The sequence below is a fragment of the Hafnia alvei genome (assembly GCF_964063325.1).
In the GTDB taxonomy this organism is placed as follows: Bacteria; Pseudomonadota; Gammaproteobacteria; order Enterobacterales; family Enterobacteriaceae; genus Hafnia; species Hafnia alvei_B.
Map to the genome: position 1 here is coordinate 4,805,110 of NZ_OZ061315.1, position 12,938 is coordinate 4,818,047.

The 12,938-nt window shown below is 47.9% G+C and carries 7 protein-coding genes, 2 tRNA genes and 3 rRNA genes; 3 read left to right on the top strand and 9 right to left on the bottom strand.

The features are described from left to right. Nucleotides 1-23 precede the first annotated feature (23 nt). Nucleotides 24-2,828 (bottom strand): DNA polymerase I, encoded by a 2,805-nt coding sequence (gene polA / locus AB3Y96_RS22280; protein ID WP_367300239.1) that lies wholly within the window; start codon nt 2,826-2,828, stop codon nt 24-26. A 457-nt stretch (nt 2,829-3,285) separates the two neighbouring features. Here polA and AB3Y96_RS22285 point away from each other — a divergent pair, with 457 nt between their 5' ends. Further along, nucleotides 3,286-4,206 (top strand): acyltransferase, encoded by a 921-nt coding sequence (locus tag AB3Y96_RS22285; RefSeq protein WP_367300240.1) that lies wholly within the window; start codon nt 3,286-3,288, stop codon nt 4,204-4,206. Between the two features lie 47 nt (nt 4,207-4,253). Here the strand turns inward: AB3Y96_RS22285 and dsbA are convergent, their stop codons facing one another. The 3 genes from dsbA to AB3Y96_RS22300 all read right to left on the bottom strand — a co-directional run bounded on the left by dsbA (nt 4,254) and on the right by AB3Y96_RS22300 (nt 6,253). Next, nucleotides 4,254-4,877 (bottom strand): thiol:disulfide interchange protein DsbA, encoded by a 624-nt coding sequence (dsbA, locus tag AB3Y96_RS22290; protein ID WP_040044562.1) that lies wholly within the window; start codon nt 4,875-4,877, stop codon nt 4,254-4,256. A 32-nt stretch (nt 4,878-4,909) separates the two neighbouring features. Then, entirely contained in the window at nt 4,910-5,896 is a 987-nt protein-coding gene (locus AB3Y96_RS22295; protein WP_367300241.1) for a serine/threonine protein kinase, read from the bottom strand. 87 nt (nt 5,897-5,983) lie between these two features. Further along, complete coding sequence (locus tag AB3Y96_RS22300) at nt 5,984-6,253, bottom strand: YihD family protein (protein WP_367300242.1); 270 nt, start codon at nt 6,251-6,253, stop codon at nt 5,984-5,986. A gap of 166 nt (nt 6,254-6,419) precedes the next feature. Between AB3Y96_RS22300 and mobA the strand changes: the two genes are divergently transcribed. Both mobA and mobB read left to right on the top strand, forming a co-directional pair. Next, on the top strand, nt 6,420-7,004 hold the full coding sequence (mobA, locus tag AB3Y96_RS22305) for a molybdenum cofactor guanylyltransferase MobA (RefSeq protein WP_367300243.1): 585 nt from the start codon (nt 6,420-6,422) through the stop codon (nt 7,002-7,004). Beyond that, nucleotides 7,001-7,513 carry a molybdopterin-guanine dinucleotide biosynthesis protein MobB gene (gene mobB, locus AB3Y96_RS22310; protein WP_367300244.1) on the top strand — a complete coding sequence of 171 codons (513 nt, stop codon included), beginning with the start codon at nt 7,001-7,003 and terminating at the stop codon, nt 7,511-7,513. Before mobA ends, mobB begins: the two co-directional genes overlap by 4 nt. A gap of 118 nt (nt 7,514-7,631) precedes the next feature. Here mobB and rrf read toward each other — a convergent pair. The 5 genes from rrf to AB3Y96_RS22335 form a co-directional block, all read right to left on the bottom strand. Next, nucleotides 7,632-7,747, bottom strand: a 5S ribosomal RNA gene (gene rrf, locus AB3Y96_RS22315). 120 nt (nt 7,748-7,867) lie between these two features. Next, nucleotides 7,868-10,776, bottom strand: a 23S ribosomal RNA gene (locus tag AB3Y96_RS22320). Between the two features lie 250 nt (nt 10,777-11,026). Further along, nucleotides 11,027-11,102 (bottom strand) — tRNA-Ala (locus AB3Y96_RS22325). A gap of 131 nt (nt 11,103-11,233) precedes the next feature. Further along, nucleotides 11,234-11,310: transfer RNA gene (locus AB3Y96_RS22330), tRNA-Ile, on the bottom strand. Between the two features lie 73 nt (nt 11,311-11,383). After that, nucleotides 11,384-12,926: ribosomal RNA gene (locus AB3Y96_RS22335) — 16S ribosomal RNA — on the bottom strand. The 16S, 23S and 5S rRNA genes sit together here with 2 tRNA genes alongside, the layout of an rRNA operon. Nucleotides 12,927-12,938 lie beyond the last annotated feature (12 nt).

The window sequence follows — 12,938 nt, forward strand, 5'->3', positions numbered from 1 at the left end:
TAAATAGGTTAATTAACCATCACTTAGTGAGCTTGATCCCAGTTTTCACCGGTACCCACATCAACTTTTAACGGAACCGCCAACTCAAGGCTTTTCTCCATGAGTTCACGAACTTTCTCGACAGTTTGATCGATGATGGACTCATGAACTTCAAAGACCAATTCATCGTGCACCTGCATAATCATGCGAACTAAAGGTTCTTTTTGCTCCAATAACCATGCATCAACGGCAATCATCGCGCGTTTGATAATATCAGCCGCGGTTCCCTGCATCGGAGCGTTGATCGCGGCGCGTTCTGCCGCCTTACGGCGCATACCGTTACGGGAATGAATTTCCGGCAGATAGAGGCGACGGCCATCTAGCGTCTCTACATATCCCTGCTCTGCCGCCTGCTGCCGTGTACGCTCCATATATTCCAGCACGCCAGGATAACGCTCAAAATAGAGGTCCATATAGCGCTGCGCTTCGCCACGAGCAATATTCAGCTGACGAGCCAAACCAAAAGCACTCATGCCATAAATCAGCCCAAAGTTGATCGCTTTAGCACTGCGGCGTTGTTCGCTGGTGACATCTTCAAGCGCTAGGCCAAAGACTTCTGCCGCCGTTGCACGGTGAATATCCTTACCGGCGGCAAACGCTGCCAGCAGGCCTTTGTCACCCGACAAGTGCGCCATGATGCGTAATTCAATCTGAGAGTAGTCGGCCGCAACAATTTTATAGCCCTGTGGCGCAATGAAAGCCTGACGGATCCGGCGTCCTTCATCATTACGTACTGGGATATTCTGCAGGTTAGGATCGCTGGAGGAAAGCCGTCCGGTTGCGGTAACCGCTTGATGATAAGACGTATGGACTCGACCAGTCGCACCATTAATCATTTGCGGGAGTTTGTCCGTGTACGTGCTTTTTAACTTCGCTAAACCGCGGTGTTCCAAAATAATGGTTGGCAGTTCAAAGCCTTGCTCCGCTAATTCAGCCAGCACCTCTTCATTTGTTGAAGGCGCGCCACCCGGCGTTTTTTTCACAACAGGCAGCTTCTGCTTTTCGAATAAAATCGCCTGTAGCTGTTTTGGCGAGGAGAGGTTGAAGGGTTCTCCCGCAGCCTCATGGGCCTTCTTCTCCAGCTCATCCAAACGGATAGCCAGTTCCTGAGAATGCTTGCCCAAAATATGGCTATCGATCAGTACGCCGGTTCGCTCCATACGTGAAAGTACCGGAACCAAAGGCATATCAATATCGGTGAAGACTTTCTTCAAACCCGCTTCTTTTTCCAGCTGTGGCCAAAGTTTGAGGTGTAGCTGCAAAGTCACATCGGCATCTTCAGCCGCATAAGGGGCTGCCTGCTCAAGTGCAATCTGGTTAAAGGTCAGCTGAGATTTACCTTTACCCGCAATTTCTTCAAACGTTATGGTTTTATGGTTTAAGTGGCGCTCTGCCAAGCTGTCCATATCATGACGACCGGCAACGCTGTCGAGATCATACGATTCCAGCATGGTGTCGAATGCAATGCCTTTTAGCTCAATGCCATAACGCGCCATGACGCCTTGATCGTATTTTAGGTTCTGCCCAACTTTATGAAGATTGTCATCTTCCAACAGGGGTTTTAGCTTCGCCAAGACTGTATCTCGGCTCAGTTGATCTGGCGCATCGAGATAATCATGGCCGACCGGAATATAAGCCGCGACGCCCGGCGCAGTTGCAAATGATAAACCAACCAGATTGGTCGTTAAGACATCCAGAGAGTCAGTTTCAGTATCGAAGGCAAAAACCTTCGCTGATTTTAAGCTGGTAATCAAATCATCCAGCGCTGACTCATCCAGAATAGTTTGGTAATTTTCCTGTGATAAAACCGACGTAGCCTCTTCCACCACAGCCGCCGCCAGCGGCTCACTGTCAGCTTTTGCAGGTTTGCGCGCCGTTGGTGCTTTCTTTTCACCGCTGAGCCAAGAACCAGCCTCAGCGTCTTCTAACCAGCGTTTGAACTCGTAGCGGCTAAATAACTCGTGCAGCTGTTCAGTATCCATCGGCTTGAGCTGGAGATCGTCGCAGGTAATATCCAACTCAACATCAGTTTTAATCGTCGCCAGCAGGTATGAAAGATCGGCCTTATCTTTATTCAGCTCCAGCTTAGCGCCCATCGTTTTGGCACCGCGGAAACTCAGCGTCGCCACTTTATCCAAATCGCTATAGATCTGTTTTAGGCTACCAATACCTTGTAACAGCGCCTGAGCCGTTTTTTCGCCAACGCCGGGCACGCCAGGGATGTTATCCGAGGAATCCCCCATCAGGGCGAGAAAATCGATGATTAACTCCGGTGGCACACCGTACTTCTCACAAACTTCTTGTGGCCCTAAAATGGTATTATTCATCGTGTTGATCAGCGTGATATTTGACGTCACAAGCTGCGCCATATCTTTATCGCCGGTGCTAATCAATACATGGCGTCCCGCCTTTTCAGCTGCCTGCGCCAACGTACCAATAACATCATCAGCCTCGACGCCAGAAACGGCCAGAAGAGGCAAACCAACGGCCTGAACCATTTTATGCAGCGGCTCTATTTGCTCACGCAAGTCATCTGGCATGGGTGGACGATGTGATTTGTATTCAGCGAACAGCTCATCACGGAAAGTCTTTCCTTTGGCGTCGAATACCACAGCGACGTGACTCGGCTGATATTGCAGCATCAGGCTGCGCAGCATATTCAACACGCCATACATTGCCCCTGTTGGCTCTCCTGCACGGTTCGTTAACGGAGGAAAAGCATGGTATGCACGGTACAGGTATGAGGATCCATCAACTAGGATCAGGGGATTTTCAGGGATTTCGGCCATAGTATGTCTTTATCGTGATGGTGGACTTAGAGGTAAGGATGCCATACCTCGAGACAAGAGACGAATTTTAGCGGGAGATTTGATAAGTAATGCGATCAAGTATTCAGATCTGAACGATCAAATTGTGGATAAGTTTGTGAACAAAAGATCATGGTTTTAATAATAGGTGTTCTTATCCTACTTTTATTTACAATTTCATTAGTCTTTTAAATAACTTACACGTAAAAATCTCTAACAGAACATAAAATAGCCAACACCCTCGCGATGTGGATAATATTTCAATTAGTCACCGTTATTTTCATATTACTGCTAGCACCCATACAGATTAGTCTAAATAATCAACTACGCTAATACTTTTGAATTTATCTTTCATATATCTGGCGAAATGCTGTTGTTCAATAAGCCTTCTGGTAAAATCGCGCTTTGATTCCTCAAATGCTATTACACGAATAAGCTAATGCCTACGTTGATTGCCTTGGTTCTATCACCCATCCTATTTGTGTTAACCACGGCGTTGACCATCCTCGTGACAGTTTTATGTTCTATACCAATTACGATCGCTGGCATCATGAAACTACTCCTCCCCATCCCTTTTATTTGGCGTTATATCTCAAGCTTCGCTGATTTCATGATGTGGTGCTGGTGCCAAGGTTTATCGATACTGATGAAGCTTAACGTTGGTTTAAAGTGGGAGATAGACGGTTTAGAAGGTCTGAGCAAAGACAATTGGTATTTGGTCATCAGCAATCATAAAAGCTGGACCGATATCGTCGTGCTCTGCGTACTATTGCGCAATCACATTCCCATGAATAAGTATTTTTTAAAGCAACAGCTTGCTTGGGTTCCCTTTGTTGGCTTAGCCTGCTGGGCGCTGGATATGCCGTTTATGAAACGCTATTCACGCAGCTATTTATTTAAGCATCCTGAATTGCGCGGCAAAGATATTGCAACCACACGTCGTTCCTGCGAAAAATTTCGCCTGCGCCCAACTACTATTGTTAATTTTGTCGAAGGCTCGCGAAGCACTGAAGAAAAACGAGTAAAAACACACTCCCCTTATCGAAATTTGCTTCCCCCAAAAGCAGCAGGCATCGCATTCACTCTTAGCGCATTGGGCAATCAGTTTGATCGTGTATTGAATATTACGCTGGTCTACCCCGACAATAATCACAGTCCATTCTTAGATCTACTCTGTGGCCGAATGAAGAAAATTGTCGTCCGAGTAGAAACATTGCCTATCACAGCGGAAATGCACGGCGACTATTTCAACGATAAGGCCTTTAAACGACACTTCCAGCTCTGGTTGAACAATCTTTGGCTGCAAAAAGATCGGCTTATCGATCACCTTAAAAAGGTGTACGCAGCACCACATAAATAAAAAACCGGGCAAAAGCCCGGTTTTTTATTACTGAGACAAACGTCGGATTATTTCTGTTTCAGTAGGAAATTTACAACGTGAGAGAATTGCTGAACGTAGGAATCCATTGAGCTGGTATCCAGCCCATCGTTTTTGACCATATATTTGCCATTAACGAAGATAGCAGGAACGCCACGCAGTTGTAGATCTTCAGCCGCTTTCTCTTGTTGTACAACCAAGGATTTCACTACGAAGCTGTTCAACGCGCCATCGTAATCTGCAGCGCTAACGCCCGCTTTAATGAAGACGTTACGGATATCTTCAGGGCTCTGTACGCTTTGAGTTTTCTGCACAGCTTCAAACATTGGCTGAGTGATTTTATCTTCAACACCCAGAGCCATTGCAACAGCCCATGCTTGAGTTAACTGCTTGCCCAATGGACCTAAGAATTCGACGTGATACTTGGTCATTTTCACGCCTTCTGGCAGGCCTTTGCGTACTGCATCAGAAACGTGGTAAACCTCTTCGAACTCATAGCAATGCGGGCAGTAGAATGAGAAAAACTCTAAAACCTGTGGCTCATTAGTGATGCTTTTATCTAGCTTCACATACTGATCGCCTTCAGAAAATTGAGCCGCAGAGGCACCAAATGCCATTGCGATCCCAACTAACGCCAACCAAATCTTTTTCATGCGAACTTCTCCATCGTCTTAAGTTTTTTGATTTAATACATCGGCATTAGCTGCAACGGTGGTGCTTGTAACAGCCTAACCTGCTCCATGAAGGCAGATGTTTGTCTCAACCAGAAACTCTCATCGGTCATCCACGGAAAACTCTTTGGAAAGGCAGGATCTTGCCAACGACGGGCAACCCATGCCAAATAGTGCACCATACGCATAGCACGCAGAGGCTCTATTAGTTTTAGCTGCTGAGAGTCAAAATCAGCAAATTCGCCATAAGCTTCAAGCAAAATATCCAGTTGGATAAGCTGCTCTTGGCGCTCACCGTGCAATAGCATCCATAAATCTTGGATCGCAGGACCATTGCGCGCGTCATCTAAGTCAACAAACAGCGGGCCATCTCGCCATAGAATATTGCCGGGATGGCAATCACCATGTAGTCGTACCGGCGACCAGTCGGTCGTCCAATACTGCTCAACTTCCGAAATCAATGAATCTAAAGAAGCAAGAAACGCAGGCTTAAGCTTTATGGGTATTAATGAAGTACGCTCTAAAACCGCTCTTGGCTGATAGAGATACTCATCTAACCCCATGGTTGGTCGCTCGGTAAAGAGCTTCTGCTGACCAACTTGATGGATACGCGCCATATAACGCCCAACCCATTCAAGCTGATCGTCATTGTCGATTTCATATGCGCGGCCGCCCACGCTTGGAAACAGGGTAAATGCATAACCAGCAAAATGATGAAGCGTTTGCCCATTTAATGATAACGGCGCGACAACAGGGATCTCGCTATCATGAAGCTCTCGAGCAAAGCTATGTTCCTCGCCGATTTGGCTATCTGACCATCTTTCTGGACGGTAGAACTTCGCAACGTAACGCTGACGATCTTCATCCATCAGTTGAAAGACGCGGTTCTCATAGCTATTGAGTTCGGTTAAACCTGAATCAATACGGATCCCCGTACTCTCGATAGCATCGAGAATAAGATCTGGCGTAAGTGTTTGAAAACTGAAAGTTGGGTTAGTCATAGTCAGGCCAGAACTCGCGCAATAAACCAAGATGATAACATTATCAAATCGACCTACCGCGCTGTTTATGCGCTATCTTGTCTGAAATTAGTCTTTAATTACGCCTCTAGCGCGCAGAATAGCGGTCTTAAAGTCTTCCTCGTAGTCTTTCTTTAGACCAGGGATAACTTCAGTGTTGGCGCTATTACGCATCTTGAGGTGATAAATGAGAATATCGTCGGTCAGGTCAGCTAAATTGCCTTTAAATCCTGCTTCATCGGCAAGTTTTTGTAAAAATTGGACCAGATTTAAATCAGGTTCTTGTTGCCAAGCTGGATGGATCAGTTCAATAAGTTCATTAACGCGATGGCATTTCATTGTGTATTTCTCCCTGATGCTTAATGGGCAGACAAATTATCAGTCTTAATTTACCAAAGATAGCCCCTGCACGTATAACATTCACTTTTTACAAACTATTACACGCGCAGGAAAGTATGGTGCAGGCACGTTACAATACGCTATTAGTTACAGAGAGAGACCCTGTATGCATGACATCGAAGGCGTAATTCTAGCTGGAGGAAGAGCCTCTAGAATGGGCGGTAATGATAAAGGCCTCGTTCTACTCAATGGCAAGCCTCTCTATCAATATGTGCAGGAAACGCTGGCACCCCAGGTAACAAGGCTGTCCATCAATGCTAATCGTAATATATCAACTTACCAACGTTCAGGGCTAAGCGTATTCCCCGATGTTCTTAATGATTATCCCGGACCATTAGCAGGAATGCTAAGCGGCTTACAACAAAGCCAACATGAATGGGTTGTGTTTGCTCCATGTGATGTTCCTTTTATTCCAACAGATATTGTGCATCACCTATGGACATCTAAAGCAGACAAAATGGCCGCATACATATTTGATGGAAGCAGAGCACATCCAACAATTGTGCTATTGCACCGCTCCCTTATTTCACCTCTGATGAATTATCTTGAACGAGGCGAGCGTAAATTAATGATATTTTTAGAACAATTTGAAGCCCAAAGAGTTACGTATCCCAAAGAAGAGTGCTTTATTAATTTCAATACATACGAAGAGTGTTTGCGCTACGAGCAGAAGCTAAAGGAACAAAAATGAAGAACAACATACCTTTGCTTGGTATAGCCGCTTATAGCGGGACAGGAAAAACAACATTATTGAAGAAGCTTATTCCGCTGCTGAATGCTAAAGGGATAAGGATCGCGCTTATTAAGCACACACACCATGATATGGATATTGATACACCGGGAAAAGATAGCTATGAGCTCCGTAAAGCAGGAGCAGAGCAAACCTTGGTGGCAAGTGATAAACGATGGGCGCTGATGACGGAAACGCCAGAAGAAGAGCCGCTAGATTTGCAATTTCTGGCTTCGAAGATCGATCCCTCGCGCTGCAACCTTATTTTGGTTGAAGGCTTTAAGCATGAACCTATTCCTAAGATCGCGTTATATCGTGAATCAGTTGGGAAGCCTTTTGCTGGAATAATTGACGATCACGTGGTGATGCTGGCAAGCGATGGAGACATCAGCTGCAATATCCCTATGTTAGATATTAATAACATCGGACACATTGCAGATTTCATCGAAGAGTGGTTAGAAAAGCAGTAAGATCGATCTACACAAAATAATAAATAGCCGCGTTAGCGGTTATTTATTTGATAAAATTTTCAAATTCCCATAGCAAAAAACCCCAGTCTTTCGACTGAGGTTCTTTACTTGATTTAAAGCCTGGCAGTTCCCTACTCTCGCATGGGGAGACCCCACACTACCATCGGCGCTACGGCGTTTCACTTCTGAGTTCGGCATGGGGTCAGGTGGGACCACCGCGCTATCGCCGCCAGGCATATTCTGTTATTTGTACCGCTCTCTGTATTTCTACAGCTAGCCATACAAACCAATCTGTTCACAAGCCTACTCTTTGTGTTTTCGCGTCTCTGCGTCTTAAAACACCTTTGGTGTTGTAAGGTTAAGCCTCACGGATCATTAGTACTGGTTAGCTCAACGTATCGCTACGCTTACACACCCAGCCTATCAACGTCTTAGTCTTAAACGTTCCTTTAGGAGACTCAAGGTCTCAGGGAAGACTCATCTCGAGGCAAGTTTCGCGCTTAGATGCTTTCAGCGCTTATCTTTTCCGCATTTAGCTACCGGGCAATGCCATTGGCATGACAACCCGAACACCAGTGATGCGTCCACTCCGGTCCTCTCGTACTAGGAGCAGCCCCTCTCAATCTTCCAACGCCCACGGCAGATAGGGACCGAACTGTCTCACGACGTTCTAAACCCAGCTCGCGTACCACTTTAAATGGCGAACAGCCATACCCTTGGGACCTACTTCAGCCCCAGGATGTGATGAGCCGACATCGAGGTGCCAAACACCGCCGTCGATATGAACTCTTGGGCGGTATCAGCCTGTTATCCCCGGAGTACCTTTTATCCGTTGAGCGATGGCCCTTCCATTCAGAACCACCGGATCACTATGACCTACTTTCGTACCTGCTCGAGCCGTCACTCTCGCAGTCAAGCTAGCTTATGCCATTGCACTAACCTCACGATGTCCGACCGTGATTAGCTAACCTTCGTGCTCCTCCGTTACTCTTTAGGAGGAGACCGCCCCAGTCAAACTACCCACCAGACACTGTCCTCAATCCCGATTAGGGACCGGAGTTAGAACATCAAACATTAAAGGGTGGTATTTCAAGGTTGGCTCCACGCAGACTGGCGTCCACGCTTCAAAGCCTCCCACCTATCCTACACATCAAGGCTCAATGTTCAGTGTCAAGCTATAGTAAAGGTTCACGGGGTCTTTCCGTCTTGCCGCGGGTACACTGCATCTTCACAGCGAGTTCAATTTCACTGAGTCTCGGGTGGAGACAGCCTGGCCATCATTACGCCATTCGTGCAGGTCGGAACTTACCCGACAAGGAATTTCGCTACCTTAGGACCGTTATAGTTACGGCCGCCGTTTACTGGGGCTTCGATCAAGAGCTTCGCCTTGCGGCTGACCCCATCAATTAACCTTCCAGCACCGGGCAGGCGTCACACCGTATACGTCCACTTTCGTGTTTGCACAGTGCTGTGTTTTTATTAAACAGTTGCAGCCAGCTGGTATCTTCGACTGGCTTCAGCTCCATCCGCAAGGGACTTCACCTACGCGCCAGCGTGCCTTCTCCCGAAGTTACGGCACCATTTTGCCTAGTTCCTTCACCCGAGTTCTCTCAAGCGCCTTGGTATTCTCTACCTGACCACCTGTGTCGGTTTGGGGTACGATTCAATGTTACCTAGAGCTTAGAGGCTTTTCCTGGAAGCTTGGCATCAACTACTTCACCACCGTAGTGGCTCGTCATCACGCCTCAGGGTTAATAAAAGCACGGATTTACCAATGCTTTCCCCCTACACGCTTAAACCGGGACAACCGTCGCCCGGATAGCCTAGCCTTCTCCGTCCCCCCTTCGCAGTAACACCGAGTACAGGAATATTAACCTGTTTCCCATCGACTACGCCTTTCGGCCTCGCCTTAGGGGTCGACTCACCCTGCCCCGATTAACGTTGGACAGGAACCCTTGGTCTTCCGGCGAGCGGGTTTTTCACCCGCTTTATCGTTACTTATGTCAGCATTCGCACTTCTGATACCTCCAGCAACCCTCACAGGCCACCTTCAACGGCTTACAGAACGCTCCCCTACCCAACAACACCTAAGTGTCGCTGCCGCAGCTTCGGTGCATAGTTTAGCCCCGTTACATCTTCCGCGCAGGCCGACTCGACCAGTGAGCTATTACGCTTTCTTTAAATGATGGCTGCTTCTAAGCCAACATCCTGGCTGTCTATGCCTTCCCACATCGTTTCCCACTTAACTATGACTTTGGGACCTTAGCTGGCGGTCTGGGTTGTTTCCCTCTTCACGACGGACGTTAGCACCCGCCGTGTGTCTCCCGTGATAACATTCTTCGGTATTCGTAGTTTGCATCGAGTTGGTAAGTCGGGATGACCCCCTAGTCGAAACAGTGCTCTACCCCCGAAGATGAGTTCACGAGGCGCTACCTAAATAGCTTTCGGGGAGAACCAGCTATCTCCCGGTTTGATTGGCCTTTCACCCCCAGCCACAAGTCATCCGCTAATTTTTCAACATTAGTCGGTTCGGTCCTCCAGTTAGTGTTACCCAACCTTCAACCTGCCCATGGCTAGATCACCGGGTTTCGGGTCTATACCTTGCAACTTGACGCCCAGTTAAGACTCGGTTTCCCTACGGCTCCCCTATTCGGTTAACCTTGCTACAAAATATAAGTCGCTGACCCATTATACAAAAGGTACGCAGTCACCCCATAAAAGAGGCTCCCACTGCTTGTACGTACACGGTTTCAGGTTCTATTTCACTCCCCTCGCCGGGGTTCTTTTCGCCTTTCCCTCACGGTACTGGTTCACTATCGGTCAGTCAGGAGTATTTAGCCTTGGAGGATGGTCCCCCCATATTCAGACAGGATGTCACGTGTCCCGCCCTACTCATCGAACTCACAACATATGCATTTTCAAGTACGGGGCTATCACCCTGTATCGCCGGACTTTCCAGACCGTTCCTCTGACACATACGCTGATTAAGGTTCTGGGCTGTTCCCCGTTCGCTCGCCGCTACTAGGGGAATCTCGGTTGATTTCTTTTCCTCAGGGTACTTAGATGTTTCAGTTCCCCTGGTTCGCTTCGTTAAGCTATGTATTCACTTAACGATAGTGTGACGAATCACACTGGGTTTCCCCATTCGGAAATCGTCGGTTATAACGCTTCATATCAGCTTACCGACGCTTATCGCAGATTAGCACGTCCTTCATCGCCTCTGACTGCCTAGGCATCCACCGTGTACGCTTAGTCACTTAACCTCACAACCCGAAGGTGTCTTTTTAGTGAACGCGGTTACGAACCGGTTCAAGACAGCATTCAAGATTGCAAAAAATTGAGAGACTGCTTAATACAAACTGTGTCAGTGTGTCTCACAGTTGCTTAAGCTTTCAAATTTCAGCTTGTTCCAGATTGTTAAAGAGCAAAATACTTCGCAGCATACTGTTTCCAATACACTCTGAAGTATGTTTTTGAGACTGAATACTTATTATTTATCGTAAACAAAAGTAATGGTGGAGCTATGCGGGATCGAACCGCAGACCTCCTGCGTGCAAGGCAGGCGCTCTCCCAGCTGAGCTATAACCCCATACAGTCAACAGTTTACCTTTATACATTACCACTCATAGAAGAGTTTAATTCTTTCTCAGACAAGGCGGAGTCATGCAAAGTTTGCTGTTGCAAACGAGGCGTGACGACAACGCAGTATGAGTAAGAATTTGGTAGGCCTGAGTGGACTTGAACCACCGACCTCACCCTTATCAGGGGTGCGCTCTAACCACCTGAGCTACAAGCCTATATAAAGGTATTCTGCTCGTTATTCTTCATCAGACAATCTGTGTGGACACTGCACTTAACGCTATCTTTAGGTAAGGAGGTGATCCAACCGCAGGTTCCCCTACGGTTACCTTGTTACGACTTCACCCCAGTCATGAATCACAAAGTGGTAAGCGCCCTCCCGAAGGTTAAGCTACCTACTTCTTTTGCAACCCACTCCCATGGTGTGACGGGCGGTGTGTACAAGGCCCGGGAACGTATTCACCGTAGCATTCTGATCTACGATTACTAGCGATTCCGACTTCATGGAGTCGAGTTGCAGACTCCAATCCGGACTACGACATACTTTATGAGGTCCGCTTGCTCTCGCGAGTTCGCTTCTCTTTGTATATGCCATTGTAGCACGTGTGTAGCCCTACTCGTAAGGGCCATGATGACTTGACGTCATCCCCACCTTCCTCCGGTTTATCACCGGCAGTCTCCTTTGAGTTCCCGACATTACTCGCTGGCAACAAAGGATAAGGGTTGCGCTCGTTGCGGGACTTAACCCAACATTTCACAACACGAGCTGACGACAGCCATGCAGCACCTGTCTCAGAGTTCCCGAAGGCACTAAAGCATCTCTGCTAAATTCTCTGGATGTCAAGAGTAGGTAAGGTTCTTCGCGTTGCATCGAATTAAACCACATGCTCCACCGCTTGTGCGGGCCCCCGTCAATTCATTTGAGTTTTAACCTTGCGGCCGTACTCCCCAGGCGGTCGACTTAACGCGTTAGCTCCGGAAGCCACGCCTCAAGGGCACAACCTCCAAGTCGACATCGTTTACAGCGTGGACTACCAGGGTATCTAATCCTGTTTGCTCCCCACGCTTTCGCACCTGAGCGTCAGTCTTTGTCCAGGGGGCCGCCTTCGCCACCGGTATTCCTCCAGATCTCTACGCATTTCACCGCTACACCTGGAATTCTACCCCCCTCTACAAGACTCTAGCTGACCAGTTTCAAATGCAGTTCCCAAGTTAAGCTCGGGGATTTCACATCTGACTTAATCAACCGCCTGCGTGCGCTTTACGCCCAGTAATTCCGATTAACGCTTGCACCCTCCGTATTACCGCGGCTGCTGGCACGGAGTTAGCCGGTGCTTCTTCTGCGAGTAACGTCAATCACTGTGGTTATTAACCACAATGCCTTCCTCCTCGCTGAAAGTACTTTACAACCCGAAGGCCTTCTTCATACACGCGGCATGGCTGCATCAGGCTTGCGCCCATTGTGCAATATTCCCCACTGCTGCCTCCCGTAGGAGTCTGGACCGTGTCTCAGTTCCAGTGTGGCTGGTCATCCTCTCAGACCAGCTAGAGATCGTCGCCTAGGTGAGCCATTACCCCACCTACTAGCTAATCCCATCTGGGCACATCTGATGGCGTGAGGCCCGAAGGTCCCCCACTTTGGTCCGAAGACATCATGCGGTATTAGCTACCGTTTCCAGTAGTTATCCCCCTCCATCAGGCAGTTTCCCAGACATTACTCACCCGTCCGCCGCTCGTCACCCAGAGAGCAAGCTCTCTTGTGCTACCGCTCGACTTGCATGTGTTAGGCCTGCCGCCAGCGTTCAATCTGAGCCATGATCAAACTCTTCAATTAAAAGCTTGATTT

What these genes read in the sequence shown, in the direction of transcription:
- mobA (WP_367300243.1), top strand. Translation starts at nt 6,420, where the DNA reads ATGCATGACATCGAAGGCGTAATTCTAGCTGGAGGAAGAGCCTCTAGA.
- polA (WP_367300239.1), bottom strand. Translation starts at nt 2,828, where the DNA reads ATGGCCGAAATCCCTGAAAATCCCCTGATCCTAGTTGATGGATCCTCA.
- AB3Y96_RS22285 (WP_367300240.1), top strand. Translation starts at nt 3,286, where the DNA reads ATGCCTACGTTGATTGCCTTGGTTCTATCACCCATCCTATTTGTGTTA.
- AB3Y96_RS22300 (WP_367300242.1), bottom strand. Translation starts at nt 6,253, where the DNA reads ATGAAATGCCATCGCGTTAATGAACTTATTGAACTGATCCATCCAGCT.
- AB3Y96_RS22295 (WP_367300241.1), bottom strand. Translation starts at nt 5,896, where the DNA reads ATGACTAACCCAACTTTCAGTTTTCAAACACTTACGCCAGATCTTATT.
- dsbA (WP_040044562.1), bottom strand. Translation starts at nt 4,877, where the DNA reads ATGAAAAAGATTTGGTTGGCGTTAGTTGGGATCGCAATGGCATTTGGT.
- mobB (WP_367300244.1), top strand. Translation starts at nt 7,001, where the DNA reads ATGAAGAACAACATACCTTTGCTTGGTATAGCCGCTTATAGCGGGACA.